This is a genomic window from Stenotrophomonas sp. STEN033, assembly GCF_056856655.1.
Map to the genome: position 1 here is coordinate 1 of NZ_JBXFWM010000006.1, position 18,108 is coordinate 18,108.

Genomic DNA, 18,108 nt, shown 5'->3' on the forward strand with positions numbered 1-18,108 from the left:
CCCCGCCCGCCCCCCCCCCCCCCCCCCCCCCCCCCCCCCCCCCCCCCCCCCCCCACTACCGTGGAGCCGGCTCAGTTATACGCGTATTGGGTCTGAGCCACATGGCGCAGGCGCTGCAGGACGAAATCCGCCAATTCATGCGGGCTGTACTTGGCCACGAAGGCATTGGCGCCCACGCGTTCCACCATGGCGTTGTTGAACACGCCCGACAAGGAGGTATGCAGCAGCACATACAGGCCCGCCAACCCTGCATGGCGGCGGATTTCCGTCGTCAAGGTGTAGCCATCCATCGCCGGCATCTCGATGTCGGAAATGACCATGGCATAGCGCTCAGCCGGGTTCTCACCCGAGGCATGGATCTGCAGCAGGTGTTCCAATGCCTGCTTGCCGTCGGAGAGCAGGGTGGCGCTGACGCCCAACTGGTCCAGTACGCTGCGGATCTGCTGCCGTGCCACCCGCGAATCATCGACCACCAGGACCTGCATCGCCGGGGCATCGGCAGGCAGCGCCATCGACGGATCCAGCACCGCCTCGCTGCGTACCTGGGCAATATCGGCCAGTACGCTTTCCACGTCGGTGACCTGGATCAGCTCACCCTGGAAGCGCGTAACGGCGGTCAAATACGTCGATTCGGCGCCCAACTCCGGCGGTGGGTGGATATCTTCCACCGCAATGTTGACGATGCGCTCAACCCCGCTGACCAGAAATCCCTGCACCGAACGGTTGAACTCGGTTACCACCAGATAGCCTGGCGAGGTGTCTGCCTCAGGCTCGCGTTCGGGGTGGCCAATGGCCAGGCCAAGGTCCAGCACCGGCACCGAGCGGCCACGGACGTCGGCGACACCGGCAAACTGGGTTGGCAAGCCTGGCACCTGAAACAATGCCGGGCGCCGCAGCACCTCCTGCACCTTGAAGACATTCACGCCAAAAAGCTGACGGCCGCCGAGGCGGAACAGCAGCAGTGCGAGACGGTTGTGGCCGGCCAGCCGGGTGCGCTGGTCAATTCGGTTGAGCAGGTCTTGTGACATGTGTGCTGTATCGGCGGCAAGGTATGACAACTTGAGCGCCGGTCTTGACGGGAGTTGGCACGGCACTTGCACCGAAGCCTGTCGAATCAATCCTGGACCGGGCGGCCGCTGCCGATGCGCTTACTCCTTTATATCTGCCTGTTGTTGCCGTCACTGGCCGGAGCCACCACTTTCCAGTCGGTGGAGTCCATCCGTGCAGCTGCCCTGGCTACCTTGGGGGAAGGGGAGAGTGGCGAGGCCAATCTCGACGCGAACCTGCGCCTGCCCGCCTGCACGCAGGCGCTGCAGGCCAGGGTCACCGCCAACACCACGGTGGAAGTGGCCTGTCCGCAAGCCGGTGGCTGGCGCCTGTTCGTACCGGTGAAGGTGCGGCGTGAACAGCAGGTGCTGGTGCTGGCGCGTGGCGTGGCCGCTGGAGAAACGCTGGCGGCTGCCGATATAAGTACGGTCAAACGCGATACGGCGCGCTTGGCCGGTGCGGTACTGTTGAAGCCGGAGGCAGCAGTGGGCAGGGTGGCCCGACGCGCATTGAGCGCGGGCAGCCTGCTGTCGGCGACTGATCTGGTGGCACCGCGCACGGTGCGTCGTGGCGACAATGTCGCCCTGGTGTCCCGTCGCGGCGGGGTCGAGGTGCGGATGGCCGGCAAGGCGCTGGGGGACGCCGGTGAAGGCGAGCGGGTCTCCGTCGAGAACCTGTCTTCACGCCGGGTAATGCAAGGTGTCGCCACCCCCGGCGGCGATGTGCTGGTAAGCCGATAAATTGCTAAAGAACTGCCCGAAGCGGCCGTTATCGTTTTTGAACCGAATCAGGACTCCATCACATGAGCCAGAAAATCGACGGTGGTATTGCAGCCGCAGCGCAACTGCGCAGTGTGGCCGTCAACACCAAAGTGGCCGCAGCAGGCGATGCCAAGCCCAAGCCGGTTGAGGCAGCCGACAGCGTGCGCCTGACCGGAGAGGCCACCCAGCTGCAGGCGGTACAGCGCGAGCTGAGCGCCGCTCCGGCCATTGACCAGGCACGCGTACAAGCCGTGCGCGAGGCGCTGGAGAACGGCAGTTACAAGATCAACCCCGACGCCATCGCGACGCGCATGCTGGGCCTGGACCGGCAGTTGCAGGGATGAACCTCACCATGGGCGACCCGTTGCAGCGTTTGAGCGAAGCGCTGGACCGCGAACAGCGCGCCTTGGCCGAGCACGATGTGGCGGCCCTGGTTGCCGCCACCGGCAGGAAGCTGGACGCCCTGCGCGAACTGGAGCGGCAGCCGCCGCTGCATGAGGCCGAAAAGCTCAAGGAGCTGGCCGAACGCAACCACGCCAACGGGGTATTGCTGGCGCGACGCCGGCGCGAGGTCAACTGGGCCCTGCGACAACTGGGCCGCAGCGAGAGCGCGCCCGCTTACGACGCCAAGGGGCAGGCGCAGACCGTACACGCACGGCGGCCACTCGCCGTCGCCTGACCCAGCAGGTATCGCGCCTTGGGGGCGCGATGGGATACCCACATCCGGCTATAGTGGCGGTCTGTCCTCGTTTGCACCGACCGCCGTGACCCAGACCGATAGCAGCCTCCTCACGCCACCGCCCTCGGCGTCCACCTTGCGAGCCTTGGGCGAACGCGTCCAGCACGGGATGCTGGTGTTCAGCGGCAAGTTTGAAGTCAGCATCGCCAACGGCCTGGTACGTGAATTGTTTGGCGTGGATGGAGCAGGCAGTGCCGACCTTGGCCGCCAGCTCGAGGCCTTGTTGCCGCCGTTCGCGCTGTCGCAGGCCCGCGATTCGGGTAGCTGGATCGGCAGCCTGCCGATCGGCGAGCGCGTCATCACCCTGCATCTGCATCATCACAGCGATGCCGCTGGCGAAGCCTTCCTGGCGTTGTTCCAGCATATCGACGGCCCGGAAGACTACGAGCGCGAATTGCAGCAGCGCCACGCCGAGCTGCGCCAGGCCTATCTGCGGCTGAATGGTACCCAGGAAAAACTGCTGCAGTCGGAAAAGATGGCCTCCATCGGCCAGCTCGCTGCGGGCGTCGCGCACGAGATCAACAACCCGATCGGCTACGTCCACTCCAACCTGGGCAGCCTGCAGGAGTACCTGCGCAGCCTGTTCACCGTGATCGAGGCTTACGAGCGTGCCTTGCGCGCGCCCGACCCGAAGGCATTGATCCCTGAGATCGACGACATCCGTGATCGTCTGGATATCGATTTCATCAGCCGCGACCTGCCGCAGCTGATGGCCGAATCACGCGAGGGTATCGAGCGGGTCACCCGCATCGTGCGCGACCTCAAGGACTTCTCGTACTCCGGCCGCGATGAATCATGGAAGCTGGTCGATCTGCACGCCGGCCTCGAATCGACCATCAACATCATCTGGAACGAGCTCAAGTACAAGGTCACGCTGGAACGCCGTTATGGCGAACTGCCGATGATCGAATGCCTGCCCTCCGAGCTCAACCAGGTCTATATGAACCTGCTGCTCAACGCCGGCCATGCCATCGCCGAACGCGGCAACATCGTGGTCAGCACCGGCGTCAGTGGCGACGAGGTCTGGGTCGAGTTCAAGGACAACGGTGCAGGCATCTCGCCGGAACTGCGCCAGCGCATCTTCGATCCGTTCTTCACCACCAAGCCGGTGGGCAGCGGCACCGGGCTGGGCCTGTCGATCTCCTACGGCATCATCAACAAGCATCACGGTCGCATCGACCTGGACAGCACCGTAGGCGAGGGTTCCTGCTTCCGCATCGTGCTGCCGATCCGCCAGCCGAAATAGGCGGATGGGTGCTGCCGAATTGTTGGATTGCAGGATTGTGGGAGCAGCGTAAGCCGCGAAGCTGATGCCGTGTCAGTCCTCGCCTATCTGCGAACGCAGAAGTGCATCGCGCAGTTGCAACCAGTGCATAGGGGTTTGGCCATCAGCGGCCTCGCGGCTTACGCCGCTCCCACAAAAGCTGCAACGACCTGGCTCAACCCTACGAAGCGCCCACACCCTGTTTCTCATCATGGGTGCGGAAGGCCTGACGGATGTGTTCACGCAGGTCGTCGTCGTTCCAGGGTTTGGTCAGGAAGCGATAGATCGCGCCACGGTTGATCGCGTCGGTGACCGTGTTCAGGTCGGTATAGCCGGACAGCACCAAGCGGATCGTATCCGGGTACAACATCTTCACCCGGCCCAGGAATTCAGTGCCGCTCATGTCGCTCATGCGCTGGTCGGACAGGATCACCTGCACGTCATTGATCGCCAGCAGATCGAAGGCATCACGCACATTGCCGGCGGCCAGGATCCGATAGCCGTCGCGACGGAACAGGCGCACCAGCGAGCGCAGCACGTTCTCCTCGTCGTCGAGCAGCAACAAGGTGCGATCCGGACGGGTTTCGGCAAACGCCTCCGGGCGCAGGTAGCGCCGGCGCAAGGTCATGCCGGCAGCATCGGCCGACATTGGCTCGCCGAACAGATACCCCTGGAAGACATCGCAGTCATTGCGCCGCAGGAAGCCCAGCTGTGCCTGCGATTCCACGCCATTGGCGATCACCGTCATGCCCAGCTGATGGCCCATGGCGATGATGGCGCGGCTGATGGCCGCCTCGCGGTTGGCGGCCGGCGCGCTCTTGATGAAGCTGCGGTCGATCTTGAGCTTGTCCACCGGGTAGCGAACCAATGCGCTGAGGCTGGAGTCACCGGTGCCGAAGTTGTCCAGGCACAGGCTGATGCCTTCGTTACGCAGGTTGGCCAACGTCTCATGGACGAAGTTGACGTTGTTGGTCAGGGCGCTTTCGTTGATTTCCAGCGTCAACATCCGCGCGGGGACGCCAATCGACTGCAGCATGGCCATCACTTCGGTGAAGAAGTTCGGGCGCAACAGCTGCAGGGTCGATACATTGACCGCGACGTTGAAGTCCTCGAATCCCTGGTCGCGCCACACCTTGGCCTGGCGCAAGGTCATTTCCAGCACCCAGGCGCCAATCTGCACGATGATGCCCAGGCGCTCGGCGGTGCGCATGAAGCGTTCCGGCACCAGCATGCCCAGGGTGGGCGATTGCCAGCGCAACAGCGCCTCCATGCCCATCACGTGGCCATCGCGGGCGCTGACCAGCGGCTGGTAGCGCAGGCGCAGCTCGCCGTTGTCGATGGCATCCACCAACTGGCGCGAGATGATGCTTTCGCTGTGGGCGCTGCTGGGCTTGTGCAGCACATGCACATGCACCGAGTTTCCCCCTTCGCGGCCGGCCTGGTGCAGTGCGTCCTCGGCAAGATCCAGCACACCGGTGGCCGTGTTGGCGTGTTCCGGGCAAAGGCTGACGCCGATCTTGGCAGTCAGGAACAGGGTGTAGGGCAGTACCGAGAGCGGAAGCTCGATCTGCTGGCGGATCTGTTCTGCCAAGTCTTCGGGCGAAGGCGTCTGGGTGCTGCGGGGCACCGCGATCAGGAACTCGTCGCTGCCGTGCCGCCATAGCCTGCCGCGATCGCCGAGGAAGCCCCGCAGGCGTTCGGCAATCAGTACCAATGCCTGGTCACCGACCTCGGCGCTCATGTTCTCGTTGACCGAGGCAAAGTGGTCGATATCCAGATGCAACAGCATCAGCGAGGTGCCGGTGCGATTGGCGGCATCCACCAGGGTGGCCAGTTCCGGGTTGCCGGCACCCAGCCGGGCTGGGCGCGCGTCGCCGCGATCACCAAGCGAAGAGGGAGTGGCATTCCACATCGGGCGGGGTCCTTGCGGGGTCACTGTGCGGCCATTGCGTAGGGTAGGCGCAGGTCAATACGGGTGCCTGCTCCCGGCGCGGTCTCGATGTGCAGGCTGCCGCCGGCACTCTGTGCACGTTCGCGCATCACGATCATGCCCAGTCCACGCGGGCCGGCGGGATCAAAGCCCTCGCCATCGTCCACCACCTGCAGGTGAAGGTCGCCGTTGCTGCCGTCGCGCAGCGACAGTGACACCTGGCTGGCACTGGCGTGGCGCAGCGCGTTGGTCAGGCTTTCCTGGGCAATCCGGAAGCAGGCCTGTTCCACTTCGTTGCTGGGCCGGCGGGGGAGGGCGTCCACATCCAGCAACAGCTCGACCTCGGTGGAGCGGAACAGCAGGCCGGCCTGCCAGCGCAAGGCAGCCTCCAGGCCCAGCGCGTCCAGTTGCGGGGGGCGCAGCAGCATCGAGAGGTTGCGCAGCTTGATCACCGTACTGTCCGCCAGTTCGATGATCTGGTCGATATCGTCCTGCCGCCGTGGCTTGCTGTCTTCGTCGCGTGCGGCACAGGCCGCCAGTTTCATCGCGGTGATGGCCTGGCCGATATCATCGTGCAGATCACGCGAGATCGAGCGCCGCTCATCTTCCTGCAAGGAGAACAGGCGGCCTGCCATGGCCTGCAACTCGCTGTTGCTTGCGGCCAGCGCAGCCCGGCCATGCTCCAGCTCGCTCAGGTCGCGGATGACGAAAAGTTGACATGTCTTGCCGGCGTGCCGCAGCTGCTGGGTGATCACCATGGCATGGAAGGGCTCGCCCCCCGATCGACGCAGCTGGACCGGCAACTCGCCATTGTGCGTAGGCGGTGCGTGCGTGCGCAGACTGATCAGCAGTTGTGCCGCCGTGTCGCTACGGCCGTCAGCGATGCCCAGGATGCTGCTTGCTGCGGCATTGGCATATAGAACGGTGTTGTCTTCGGCAATCATCACCCCATCCGGGAGTAGTTCCGCCAGTTGCTGTAAACCGTCAGGCAGCCGCTGCCGGGCCTCTGTCAATGATCGCGTCGCGCGAAGGCGCCAGCACAGCAGAGCAAGCGTCCCGCAAAGCGCGATAGCGATGGCCATCACACTTTTTCCCTGCCAACTGGAAAAATCACCCGCAATTACAAGCAAGGCCAGCAGGGCTATCGCCAGCAAACCCGCCAGTGCCTGCAACCAGAACGTGCCAGCGCGTCGCCGCAGGGATGCGACGGACACGGAGGGAACGGAAGTTGCCGGATCGGCTCGCATGCTGGGAGGAGGTTTCGGACAAGCGTCGCCCAAGTTTAACGGCTTGTGCACATGGCGGGCGACGAAGTGCTCAATTCTGCCGAGTTGGTGCCGTTATCGAATGGGTACCCGGTTTGTCGGGCTTGGAGATAGAACGCGTGGATCGCGGCGTCATAGCTAGCCTGCTTCGTCATCCGTTGAATGCGGCCGTCGTGCTGTTGGACACGGACGGGCAACCCTTGGCCGCCAATGGCATGGCCAGGGAGCTGGGCCTGCCCGAACGTCTGTCACGTTACTGCCCGCAGTTGGCTGGCATCCGCCAGCGACTGGCCGAACAGGATGCGGTCGCCTGCCCGCTGCCGGGGGACGGCCATCGACTCGAGGGCTGGCTCAGCGCGGTGCAATCGCCTTCGGCGGCTCCCCTGGGCTATCTGTATTCGGTGGCCAGTGACACCGAGGCGCGCAATGCACGTTGGGCGATGGCGATGGAATCGGCAGGTCACAGTTTATGGGACTGGGACATCGTCAGCGATGCCGTCATCCGTACCAGTGCCACCCCGGGTGGCAACGTAGATCCGCCCGACATCGGACTATTGGACGAAGTTCACCCGGAAGATCAGCTGCAGCTGCGCCAGGCGATTGCCGCACATCTGCACGATCCACAGACCCCGTTTGCGTGTCAGTTCCGCCTGCGCCAGACCGATGGCAGTTGGCATTGGGTACTGGATCGGGGGCAGGTGATTGCACGCGCGGCCGACGGCCAACCGTTGCGGATGGTCGGCACCTATACCGACATCCAGCAGCAGAAATCGCTGGAGGACGAACTGCGCTCGCAGCAGGCCCTGCTGCGACGGGCACAACGCGTCGCCGGCATGGGCAGTTGGGTGTGGGAGCCGCAGCGCAATCGCGTGCAGTGGTCCGAGGAATTCGCCGCCGCCATCGGCTGGAGCAACACCACGTTGCCGAGCGGGCGGCAATGGTTGCGCAACCTGTCCAGCGATGCCCGCACGCATCTGTTCTGCAGTTGGCGGCGCCTGCTGGATGAGGCCAAGGGCGGCAGCTTTGACATCACCTGGGGCCGTGACCCGGTCACCCAGCAACAGCTGCGCATCTGGGTGGAGCTGGATTACGACGCTACCGGCGCCCTGCACAGGGTGCTGGGTCAGGTGCAGAACATCAGCAATCAGCGTCGTACAGACGCGCTGATCCGCTGGCGCACCGAGTTGTTGAACCGGGTGTCGGCGCTGGGCCGCATCGGCGGCTGCGAGATCGAGGTCAGCACCCGTGCCATGCAATGGACCGAGGAGTGTTACCGCATCCATGGCCTGCGCAAGGAGCCGGTAACCCTGGACCAGGCGCTGGATCTGTACATTCCAGATTCGCGTGACAGCTTTGAAGCCGCGTTGTCGCGCATCGCCGAGGGTGGGCTTCCGGAACAGCTGGACCTGTGCTTTTACCGCCCCTCCGGGCAACGGGTGTGGGTGCAGGTCCTGATCGAATTGGATCAGCGCGACGGCCTGCCGGAACGCTACGTGGTGTTGTTCCGCGACATCACCCGCGAACGCGAGGCCGATGAACGCCTGGAACTGCTTGCACACTACGACCTGCTGACGGGCCTGCCCAATCGCATGTTGCTGCGTGAGCAAGGTTCCGAGGCGATCATCGAGGCGCGTGAGCGCGGTGCCGTCCTGGCAATGCTGTTCATCGACCTGGATGGTTTCAAGAGCATCAACGACACCTTCGGTCACGCTACCGGCGATATGTTGCTGAAGGCCGCTGCGGCACGCCTGCACCAGAATCTGCGCACAGCGGACCTGTTCGCCCGCTTCAATGGCGACGAGTTCATCGTGATCCTGCGCAACCTGGTGGAACCGGACGATGCAGGGCATGTGGCCCGCAAGCTGATTGCCTCGCTGGCCGAGCCGCTATACCGCGAGGACGTCACCTTGAAGGTCGGTGCCAGCGTGGGTATCGCCCTGCTCGATGAGGGTCGCAACGACTTCGACAGCCTGCTGCGTGCTGCCGATGCCGCCATGCATGCCGCCAAGGAGGCGGGGCGCAACACCTACCAGTACTACAGCCAGGACGCACTGGCCCGTACCCAGCGTCGGGTTGAAATTGAACATGCCCTGCATGGTGCGGTCGAGCGCGACGAGTTCAGCCTGGTCTATCAGCCACTGGTGCATGCCAATGGCGATGCCACGCCTTCGATCGAGGCCTTGTTGCGCTGGAACAGTGGCAAGATCGGTTCCTGCAGCCCGGCCGAGTTCATTCCAATTGCCGAGAAATGTGGCGAAATCATCCATATCGGCGACTGGGTGCTGCAGGAAGTCTGCCGGCAGGCTGCGGTATGGCAGCAGGCAGGGCTGAAGTTCGAGCGTATCGCGGTCAATGTCTCGGCATTGCAGCTGCGGGACCGTGGTTTCGCCGAACGTGTGGTCAGTATCTGCCAGCAATCAGGCTGGCCAGCGCAGCGCCTCGAACTGGAGCTGACCGAGTCGGCGCTGATCCGCGACACCGATGCGCTGAGGCAGTGCTTCGATGTTTTCGAGCAACATGGCATCCCGCTCGCGGTGGATGACTTCGGCACGGGCTTCTCCAACCTGCATTACCTCAATCGGTTTCCGGTGCAGCGGCTGAAGATCGACCGCAGCTTCGTGCAAGGCATGCTGCACGACGCAGGCACCGCCGAGGTTACCCAGGCCATCGTGCATCTGGGCCATGCCTTGGGCATGCGTGTGGTTGCTGAAGGTGTCGAGACCCCGGCAGAGGCGGCCATGCTGATCCAGCAGGGCTGTGATGAGCTGCAAGGCTATCTGTTCTCGCGGCCGTTGCGCCCGCGTGAAATGGTGCAATGGCTGCGCAGCGGCCCCACCGAACTGCTTGAACTGCCGAACATCACCGCGATGACGACGATCAGCGCAACCCACTGACCGACGGCAAGAACGAATACAAGCCCGGCTGCCTGATCCGCAGCCGGGCTTTTTTCGTCCTGGGGCGCGGCGCAAGCCGCGACGCTGGTGTTCTCACAGACCTTGTTCTGGTGATGTCCGTGCGTCGCTGTTTTCGCTGCTCCTGCAAAACAGCTGCGCTGTGCGAGGACATGTGACCCGATAGCGGCTGCACAACATCAGCTCTCGGCTGCTTCTGCCCTCACCGAGCCAGGTTGCTCATTGGATGTGGGAGCGGCGTAAGCCGCGAAACTGGTGTTGCTGGGAGGCCTTGATCTGATGATGTGCGTGCTTCGCGGCTTACGCCGCTCCCACAAGAAAGGCATTGTGCTTGCACGCATGTTGACCGGCTGGGGGGGGTGTTTCAGGGGACAGACAGGTCCCAATCGATGCTGGATGTCAGCCAGTCGGCTGTTTCTGCACCCGCAGGATGTCCCTCGCCATCGCGGCGCGCACGCAAGGCCATTATTTCCTGCTGCGCGCTGTGCTCGAGCTGAGCGAGTTGCGCGCGGCGGTTCAGCGCCGGGCCGCTGACCGGGGCGACTGGCGGCATGGTGGCGGCCAGCTGCGATGCTGGCTCCGGATTCGTGTCGGCAGGGGGGCGCTGGTTGAGCATCTATCAATGTGGACGAGGCAACAGCAAAGCCCCGGTCGAAGACCGGGGCTTGCATGCAAAACGGGAGCAGGCTGGAATCAGAACAATTCCACCGTGCCTGCGCCCATGCTCTGCTGGGAAACCGGCTTGTGCGGCGGACGCTCCCATTCCACGCGCATTTCGCGCAGACGGCTGCCGGTACGCTGCAGCGCACTGACCATCTCGCCGTCGAACACGCCGCCATTGCGGTGCAACAGTTCCTGCAGGGCGACCGCTTCACGGTTGATCGCGCCCAGGCGGTCCAGGTGGGTATGCACGCCGCCCAGCGCCTGGGTGGCGATGTCTTCGAACTGCAGGGCGCGCACGGCTTCGGCGACACTGCCGTCGATGGCGCGGCCGCACTCGGAGATCTCACGCATGCCATCGCCCAGCGAGGCATTGATGGCGGCCACGCTGTCCAACATCGAGGCGGCTTCCAGGCGCGCCTCACGGGAGCGGTCCATGTCGCGCGACGCCATATGGGTGACGGTTTCACGCACCTTGGCGATCGCGTCCTTGGAACTGTGGGCCAGCTTGCGGATCTGCTCGTTGAAGGTGGTGGAACGTTCGGAGAGGTTGCGCACCTCGTCGGCCACCACCGCAAAGCCACGACCTGCCTCACCGGCACGCGCCGCTTCGATGGCCGCATTCAGAGCCAGCAGGTTGGTCTGGTCGGCAATTGACTTGACGTCTTCGAGCAGGGCAAAGATGCCGTCCAGGTGCTGTGCCATCTGGTCGATGTGCTGCACGGTATTGCTGCTCTGGCCGCTGACCTGCTCAAGTGCTTCCACCAGCTGTTCCATCTGGTGGCTGGCGTTCTGGGCGAAGCGGGCAACATCGACACCGCCGCCACCTTCATCGCCGGCACGGTCAACGATGCGGGCCAGCGCCTGGCTCTGCTGGCGCGACTTGCGGCTCATCGCATCAAAGCTGCCGCCCAGGCCGCCGACCGCCTGCCGGATCAGCTCGCGGGCGCGCTCGATCTCGCTGCGCGAGCCGTCGATCTCGTTGCTGACGAAGTTGCGCAGCTCGTTGAGCAACTGGTCCTGCTCTTTCAGCACCTTGGCATGCTCGGGCGAGCGCTGGGCTTGCGAATGCACGCTCCACCAGGCAAACACCAGCCAGCTCAACACCATGGTGGTCAGGATCGCCCACAGGGCCGCCGAGGGCCAGGACAGGGCAGCAGCAACCACGACCAGAAGGGTGAGGACCAGTGGGGCTGCCAAACGGATTGCAATACGTGAATACATGGACGTTCTCGGGAGAGTCACGAATGCAGTATCGGCAGTGGGCAGGGGGTCTTTAGCCCTGCTGGCGCGAATCCCCGGAGGTTTTGCGACGTAGCCCGCAACCACGGCGGCTGCGGGCGTCGCCATTCAGCGCAGGCGGCGCTCGATGGCTTCGAGCATGGCCTTGCGTGAGAACAGGAAATCCCAGTACGCGCCACCCAGCTGCCGCCACAGCACCGCCGAACGCACCGCTGCCAGCAGCAACGCACGGATCTCCGACACCACCATCGCCTGGCCCAGGTAGTGCGGGTTGCCCTGCACCATGATCTTGGGCTTGAGCTGGCTGATGGTCTCCGCATACAGCGCGCCCATCGCATTGAGCACGTCCGGGTGGCAGCTGTCGCCGCGCTCACGGGCGATGCCGGCAGCACGCTCGATGCCGGCATCCACCTTGTCGATCGTCGCGCCTTCGCGCACGAAACGGCGTTCCAGCTGCATCACCGACAGGGCAAGCCGCGGCAGCAGGTCGTCCTTGCCCTGGTTGCGGAAGTAGTCACGCAGCAGGCGCAGGCCGGGCTCGACCTGGGTTGCACTGCCATAGACCGCGGCAGGCGAGCTGGCATCAATACGCATTACGCTGTCCATCGCGGTGCGCACCACGGCGCTCTCCGAATGGCCGGTTTCTGCGATGCGGCGTACCTGCTGCAAGGCCTGGGCGATGCCAGCCAGGGCAAGTACACGGTCATCGATGGAAAAGGTCATGGTCATCTCTCAAGGGGAAACAGGGGCGCCCAGGCGGCGCTCCAAAGGTGCATCGGTCGCAGCGATCACCGCACCACCCAGGCACTCCATGCCGTCGTAGAGCACCAGCGATTGGCCGGGGGTGACGGCGCGTTGCGGGCGCGCGAAATGCACATCCAACGTGCCGTCATCGCGCACCTTTACGGTGCAGGCTTCGTCCGGTTGGCGGTAGCGGGTCTGCGCGGTGCAGGCGAATTCCCGGGCGGGCGGGGTACCGGCAATCCAGTGCATGGTCTCGCTGCGCAGCCAGTTGGACTGCAACCAGGGGCTGTCATGCCCCTGGTCAACGTACAGGATGTTGCGTGCCACGTCCTTGCCAACCACGAACCACGGCGCGGCCGGGCGCCCACGTACGCCGCCGATGTTCAGGCCCTCGCGCTGGCCCAGGGTGAAATAGAACACGCCGGGATGGCGGGCGATGACCTGCCCATCGGGGTCGTGGATTTCGCCCTCGCGGGCGGGCAGGTACTGGCCCAGGAACTCACGGAAGTCACGCTCACCAATGAAGCAGATGCCAGTGGAATCCTTCTTGGCATGCGTGGGCAGTCCCGCCTCGCGGGCAATATGCCGCAGCTCGCTCTTTTCCATGTGCCCGATCGGGAACAATGTCGCTGCCAGCTGGGTCTGGCCCAGCTGGTGCAGGAAGTAGCTCTGGTCCTTGCCGCGGTCGGCGCCGCGCAGCAGCCGCCAGCGGCCGCCGGAGTGGTCGACCTGGGCATAGTGGCCGGTAGCGATACGCTCGGCGCCCAGCTCACGGGCCGCGTCCAGGAAGTGCTTGAACTTCACTTCGCGGTTGCACAGCACGTCCGGGTTGGGTGTGCGGCCGGCAGCATATTCGGCGAGGAAGTGCTCGAACACCCCTTGCCAGTATTCGCTGGAGAAATCGCGGAAATGGAACGGAATGTCCAGCCTGCCGCAGACCGCGACCGCATCACGGCGATCATCCTCGGCACGGCAATGGCCGCTGCCATCGTCGGCCCAGTTCTGCATGAACAGACCGGCCACATCCAGGCCTTGCTGGACCAGGGTGAGCGCGGCCACCGACGAATCCACGCCGCCGGAAACGCCGACCACGATCTTTGGAGTAGTCACGGTGCCACCTGTCGCACGATCGAAAGCGGGTAGCGCTGGCCAGCCAGCCAATCGGAAATCGTATGCCAGACCAGCGGGCTGCGCAGCCTTGCCATCTCGGCCTGCAGGGCCACCGGGCTCATCCACAGTGCCTGCACGATGCCGGTGTCCAGCGCCTGCAGCGGGTGGTGCTGCTGTGGCTCGGCGGCAAAGGCAAAGCGCAGGAACGGCGTGCCGTCAGCCGCCGTCCATTGGTAACTGCCAATGAAACCGGTCAGGCGCACGTCCCAGCCGGTCTCCTCGCGGGTTTCGCGTACAGCCGCCTCGAGCAGGCTCTCACCCGGCTCGAGGTGGCCAGCCGGCTGGTTCAATACCCGCCGGCCGTTCTTTTCTTCCTCTACCAGCAGCAGTTGCCCTGCGCGGGAGACCACGGTGGCCACGGTTACATGTGGCGCCCATCGCTGGGACTGCAATGCATTCACGCTCAGTACTCGTCCTTGGACGTCATTTCCAGTTCGATCGCATCGGCGCTCTTGGCGGCAGCGTCGATGGCGTCGGACAACACCTCGGAACTGGCATCGGCATCGATCTTGACCACGAACATGGCAACCTCACCCTGCTTTACCCAGCCGCCCAGCTTGGAGTCGTTGGAATCCTCCAGCAGACGGTTGGCAACCAGCGCCGGGAACTGCGGGCCGGAGGACTTGTAACCCGGCGACCAGATTTCACGGACATGATGGCTGCCATAGGTCTCGACATTGGAACGCACGAATACAAGCTGGGTGCGGTCGTCGTCCATTTCGAAGACCAACTGGTAGTCACCATCGGCGTCCACCTCGTACTTGTACTTCAAGGTGTCGAGCAGGCGGCCGACCGCACGGTCGGGTTCACCGGCGAACGCGCTCCCGGCGGTGGCGCCAGCCAGGGCCAGCAAGGCGATGCTGAGTACGGATTTCTTCATGTTTTCCCCAAGGAATGGATGGTTAGCCTGTAAATTGTGCGGGGGCAGGGGGCCCGCCGTCCAATGGTCAAAAGACGGCCACCTGGAACGGCTATAATCGACACATGTCCCAAAAGACCCAACATGACAGCGAACACGGCCTGCTGGTTGCCCCCGGCAAACCCGAGGTTGCGCCCCCGCCGCAGTACCAGGTGATGCTGCTGAACGACGATTACACCCCGATGGATTTCGTGGTGACCGTCCTGCAGAGTTTCTTTTCCATGGACATGGACAAGGCAACCCAGGTGATGCTGCATGTACATACGCGCGGCCGCGGCATCTGCGGGGTGTATACCCGTGAGGTCGCCGAAACCAAGGTGGCCCAGGTCAACGAGTTCTCGCGGATGAACCAGCACCCGTTGCTGTGCACGATGGAGCGGGCCTGAGCCAGCGCCAGGGCGTCTGCGCGCGCCCTGCTGACCATGCGACATGGTTATCAGCGCCAGCGCCGCACGAACGGTGCAGGCAGTGTAAAACCCCGGTAGTGGAAAGCTGCAAGGTCTGCGAAAAGCGGAACGGTGCGTTGCGCCCTGATAGCTACGGCAGCAGCGTCGGCACTGTTCTTACGTTGAAACTGAATGCAGGATTCATGGCCAGGGGCGATTTGTCGGGCTTGCTGACACGGCGTCTACATCTTCGTCGCTAGGGTGCTGGAAAAATCGTTGCCAGGCCGCATATTGTCTCCAACCGCAACCGGAGTGCCTTATGTTCAGTAAAGACCTCGAGCAGACCATTGGTCAGTGCTACAAGCGCGCCCGAGAAGCCCGTCATGAGTACATGACGGTTGAACATCTATTGTTGGCGTTGTTGGAGAATGCCTCGGCACAAGCGGTACTGAAGGCGTGTGGCGCGGATCTGGAGCGACTGGGGCGCGAGCTTGAAAAGGCAATCAATGCCTCGGTCTCGCTGCTGGCCGAAGACGATGGGCGTGACACCCAGCCGACCCTTGGCTTCCAGCGCGTGCTGCAGCGGGCGGTGTACCACGTGCAGTCCTCCGGCAAGAAGGAGGTCACCGGTGCCAATGTACTGGTGGCGATCTTCGGCGAAAAGGAGTCGCATGCGGTCTATTACCTCAACCAGCAGGATGTCACCCGCCTGGATGTGGTCAATTACCTGTCGCATGGCGTGGGCAAGGGTGGCGACGATCCGGAGATGTCCTCCCCACTTGAAGGTGAGGGTCGCGTCGAGGGCGGCGACGGCGAGGGCAAGGGCGATTCGCTGACCGAGTTCGCCAGCAACCTCAACGAGCAGGCCAAGGCCGGCAAGATTGATCCGCTGGTGGGGCGTCGCGATGAGATCGAGCGCACCATCCAGGTACTGTGCCGTCGTCGCAAGAACAATCCGCTGTATGTCGGTGAAGCCGGCGTGGGCAAGACCGCCATCGCTGAAGGCCTGGCCAAGCGCATCGTCGATGGCGAAGTGCCGGACGTGCTGGCCGATGCGGTGATCTATTCGCTGGATCTTGGCGCACTGGTGGCCGGCACCAAGTACCGCGGCGATTTCGAGAAGCGCCTCAAGGGCGTGATCACCGCACTGAAGAAGATCCCCAACTCGGTGCTGTTCATTGACGAGATCCACACCATCATCGGTGCTGGCTCGGCATCGGGCGGCACCATGGATGCGTCCAACCTGATCAAGCCCGCACTGGCTTCCGGTGAGCTGCGCTGCATCGGTTCGACCACGTTCCAGGAGTACCGCGGCATCTTCGAGAAGGACCGTGCCCTGGCGCGGCGCTTCCAGAAGATCGACATCGTCGAGCCCACCGTTGGCGAGACCTACGAGATCCTCAAGGGCTTGCGGCCCAAGTACGAGGCCCACCACGGCGTGACCTATGCCGATGATGCGCTGCAGGCGGCGGTGGACCTGTCGGTCAAGCACATTGCCGATCGCCTGCTGCCGGACAAGGCCATCGACGTGATCGACGAGGCCGGCGCACGCCAGCGCCTGCTTCCGGAAGGGCAGCGCAAGGAGCGCATCGACGTCGAGGAGATCGAAGCCATCATCGCCAAGATGGCGCGCATCCCGGCCAAGCAGGTCACCGCTACCGACAAGGACGTGCTGCAGCACCTGGAGCGCAACCTGAAGATGGTGATCTTCGGCCAGGACCAGGGCATTGAATCGCTGGCATCCGCGATCAAGCTGTCGCGTTCCGGGCTGGCCAGTCCGGACAAGCCCATCGGCAACTTCCTGTTCGCCGGCCCCACCGGCGTGGGCAAGACCGAAGTAACCCGTCAGCTGGCATTGCAGCTGGGTATCGAGCTGGTGCGCTTTGACATGTCCGAGTACATGGAGCCGCATTCGGTCAGTCGCCTGATCGGTGCGCCTCCGGGCTATGTGGGCTTCGACCAGGGCGGCCTGTTGACCGAGAAGATCGTCAAGACCCCGCACTGCGTGCTGCTGCTGGACGAGGTGGAGAAGGCGCATCCGGACATCTTCAACATCCTGTTGCAGGTCATGGATCGCGGCGTGCTCACCGACACCAATGGCCGTGAAGCCAATTTCAAGAACGTGATCCTGGTGATGACCACCAATGCCGGTGCCACCCAGGCCGCGCGGCGCTCGATCGGCTTCACCAAGCAGAACCACGCCACCGACGCGATGGAGGTGATCCGCAAGAGCTTCACCCCGGAGTTCCGCAACCGCCTGGATGCCGTGGTGCAGTTCCAGCCGCTGGGCTTCGATCACATCCTGCGGGTGGTGGACAAGTTCCTGATCGAGCTGGAGATGCTGCTGCAGGACAAGCACGTTTCGTTGTCGGCCACCCCTGCCGCGCGCGAATGGCTGGCTCACCACGGCTTCGATGCGGACATGGGTGCACGCCCGATGCACCGCGTGATCCAGGACAAGGTGAAGCGCCCGCTGGCCGACGAACTGCTGTTCGGCAAGCTGTTGAATGGCGGCAAGGTCAGCATCGACGTCCGCGACGGCGAACTGATCGTGGAGACCGAAGCCGAGCCGGAGCATCTGTTGCCGGCAACGGTGTAAGCCTGCGCTTGCAGGAGTGGCGTAAGCCGCGAAGCCAGGATGGTTTCGGCACACGCAAACCCCCGCATCCAGCGATGCGGGGTTTTATTTTGTAGTGCCGGGCATGGCTCGGCACTACTGGGGCATTTCCGGTAACGCTTCTGCCGAGCATGGCTCGGCACTACATGGAATCCTGGCCACGCGAAAAAGCCAGCGCGAAGGCTGGCTTTCAGCTAACGCTCGACTTACCGCATTACTTCATGCGGTAGGTGATACGGCCCTTGGTCAGGTCGTACGGCGTCATCTCAACCTTGACGCGGTCGCCGGTCAGGATGCGGATGTAGTTCTTGCGCATGCGACCGGAAATGTGAGCAATGATTTCATGCCCATTTTCCAGGCGAACACGGAAAGTGGTGTTCGGCAACGTCTCGCTGACGGTGCCTTCGAACTCGATGGAGTCGTCTTTCGACATGTAGTCCTGTGCGGTTCTG

At 63.7% G+C, this 18,108-nt stretch carries 17 protein-coding genes; 7 read left to right on the forward strand and 10 right to left on the reverse strand.

Features of this window, described 5'->3' with window-relative positions:
* Positions 1 to 71: 71 nt before the first annotated feature.
* Positions 72 to 1,028 carry a chemotaxis protein gene (locus AC1VXC_RS03520; RefSeq protein WP_481539580.1) on the reverse strand — a complete coding sequence of 319 codons (957 nt, stop codon included), beginning with the start codon at positions 1,026 to 1,028 and terminating at the stop codon, positions 72 to 74.
* A 114-nt stretch (positions 1,029 to 1,142) separates the two neighbouring features.
* Here AC1VXC_RS03520 and flgA point away from each other — a divergent pair, with 114 nt between their 5' ends.
* The 4 genes from flgA (at position 1,143) to AC1VXC_RS03540 (ending at position 3,793) form a co-directional block, all read left to right on the forward strand.
* Positions 1,143 to 1,787 (forward strand): flagellar basal body P-ring formation chaperone FlgA, encoded by a 645-nt coding sequence (gene flgA, locus AC1VXC_RS03525; RefSeq protein WP_313172075.1) that lies wholly within the window; start codon positions 1,143 to 1,145, stop codon positions 1,785 to 1,787.
* A 62-nt stretch (positions 1,788 to 1,849) separates the two neighbouring features.
* Complete coding sequence (gene flgM / locus AC1VXC_RS03530) at positions 1,850 to 2,152, forward strand: flagellar biosynthesis anti-sigma factor FlgM (RefSeq protein WP_313172073.1); 303 nt, start codon at positions 1,850 to 1,852, stop codon at positions 2,150 to 2,152.
* Positions 2,149 to 2,487, forward strand: a complete 339-nt coding sequence (locus tag AC1VXC_RS03535) for a flagellar protein FlgN (protein WP_313172071.1) — start codon at positions 2,149 to 2,151, stop codon at positions 2,485 to 2,487. The genes flgM and AC1VXC_RS03535 overlap by 4 nt, the downstream gene beginning before the upstream one ends.
* An 85-nt stretch (positions 2,488 to 2,572) precedes the next feature.
* Positions 2,573 to 3,793 carry an ATP-binding protein gene (locus AC1VXC_RS03540; RefSeq protein WP_481529140.1) on the forward strand — a complete coding sequence of 407 codons (1,221 nt, stop codon included), beginning with the start codon at positions 2,573 to 2,575 and terminating at the stop codon, positions 3,791 to 3,793.
* 199 nt (positions 3,794 to 3,992) lie between these two features.
* Here AC1VXC_RS03540 and AC1VXC_RS03545 read toward each other — a convergent pair whose 3' ends face one another.
* Both AC1VXC_RS03545 and AC1VXC_RS03550 read right to left on the reverse strand, forming a co-directional pair.
* Complete coding sequence (locus AC1VXC_RS03545) at positions 3,993 to 5,723, reverse strand: EAL domain-containing protein (RefSeq protein WP_313172069.1); 1,731 nt, start codon at positions 5,721 to 5,723, stop codon at positions 3,993 to 3,995.
* Positions 5,724 to 5,743: 20 nt separating this feature from the next.
* The gene (locus AC1VXC_RS03550) at positions 5,744 to 6,988 is read right to left on the reverse strand and encodes a sensor histidine kinase (RefSeq protein ID WP_481539582.1); all 1,245 of its coding nucleotides are present in this window, start codon (positions 6,986 to 6,988) and stop codon (positions 5,744 to 5,746) included.
* Positions 6,989 to 7,125: 137 nt separating this feature from the next.
* Here AC1VXC_RS03550 and AC1VXC_RS03555 point away from each other — a divergent pair, with 137 nt between their 5' ends.
* Complete coding sequence (locus tag AC1VXC_RS03555; protein ID WP_313172291.1) at positions 7,126 to 9,900, forward strand: bifunctional diguanylate cyclase/phosphodiesterase; 2,775 nt, start codon at positions 7,126 to 7,128, stop codon at positions 9,898 to 9,900.
* Positions 9,901 to 10,282: 382 nt separating this feature from the next.
* On the opposite strand, the gene AC1VXC_RS03560 is transcribed toward AC1VXC_RS03555, so the two are convergent.
* The 6 genes from AC1VXC_RS03560 to AC1VXC_RS03585 all read right to left on the reverse strand — a co-directional run bounded on the left by AC1VXC_RS03560 (position 10,283) and on the right by AC1VXC_RS03585 (position 14,614).
* Positions 10,283 to 10,471: a hypothetical protein gene (locus AC1VXC_RS03560; protein ID WP_482995002.1), complete on the reverse strand. Its 189-nt coding sequence runs from the start codon at positions 10,469 to 10,471 to the stop codon at positions 10,283 to 10,285.
* 140 nt (positions 10,472 to 10,611) lie between these two features.
* Positions 10,612 to 11,802 carry a methyl-accepting chemotaxis protein gene (locus tag AC1VXC_RS03565; RefSeq protein ID WP_313172065.1) on the reverse strand — a complete coding sequence of 397 codons (1,191 nt, stop codon included), beginning with the start codon at positions 11,800 to 11,802 and terminating at the stop codon, positions 10,612 to 10,614.
* A gap of 126 nt (positions 11,803 to 11,928) precedes the next feature.
* On the reverse strand, positions 11,929 to 12,543 hold the full coding sequence (gene hflD, locus AC1VXC_RS03570; protein ID WP_481539583.1) for a high frequency lysogenization protein HflD: 615 nt from the start codon (positions 12,541 to 12,543) through the stop codon (positions 11,929 to 11,931).
* A 9-nt stretch (positions 12,544 to 12,552) separates the two neighbouring features.
* Positions 12,553 to 13,674, reverse strand: a complete 1,122-nt coding sequence (mnmA, locus tag AC1VXC_RS03575) for a tRNA 2-thiouridine(34) synthase MnmA (RefSeq protein ID WP_313172061.1) — start codon at positions 13,672 to 13,674, stop codon at positions 12,553 to 12,555.
* Entirely contained in the window at positions 13,671 to 14,135 is a 465-nt protein-coding gene (locus AC1VXC_RS03580) for an NUDIX hydrolase (protein ID WP_313172059.1), read from the reverse strand. Before AC1VXC_RS03580 ends, mnmA begins: the two co-directional genes overlap by 4 nt.
* Positions 14,136 to 14,137: 2 nt before the next feature.
* Entirely contained in the window at positions 14,138 to 14,614 is a 477-nt protein-coding gene (locus tag AC1VXC_RS03585) for a hypothetical protein (RefSeq protein WP_313172057.1), read from the reverse strand.
* A gap of 104 nt (positions 14,615 to 14,718) precedes the next feature.
* Between AC1VXC_RS03585 and clpS the strand changes: the two genes are divergently transcribed.
* Positions 14,719 to 15,039, forward strand: coding sequence for an ATP-dependent Clp protease adapter ClpS (gene clpS, locus AC1VXC_RS03590; protein WP_313172055.1), 321 nt, complete (start codon positions 14,719 to 14,721; stop codon positions 15,037 to 15,039).
* A gap of 319 nt (positions 15,040 to 15,358) precedes the next feature.
* Positions 15,359 to 17,638 carry an ATP-dependent Clp protease ATP-binding subunit ClpA gene (gene clpA, locus AC1VXC_RS03595; RefSeq protein ID WP_481539584.1) on the forward strand — a complete coding sequence of 760 codons (2,280 nt, stop codon included), beginning with the start codon at positions 15,359 to 15,361 and terminating at the stop codon, positions 17,636 to 17,638.
* A 232-nt stretch (positions 17,639 to 17,870) separates the two neighbouring features.
* Here clpA and infA read toward each other — a convergent pair whose 3' ends face one another.
* Complete coding sequence (gene infA / locus AC1VXC_RS03600) at positions 17,871 to 18,089, reverse strand: translation initiation factor IF-1 (protein WP_005409596.1); 219 nt, start codon at positions 18,087 to 18,089, stop codon at positions 17,871 to 17,873.
* Positions 18,090 to 18,108 lie beyond the last annotated feature (19 nt).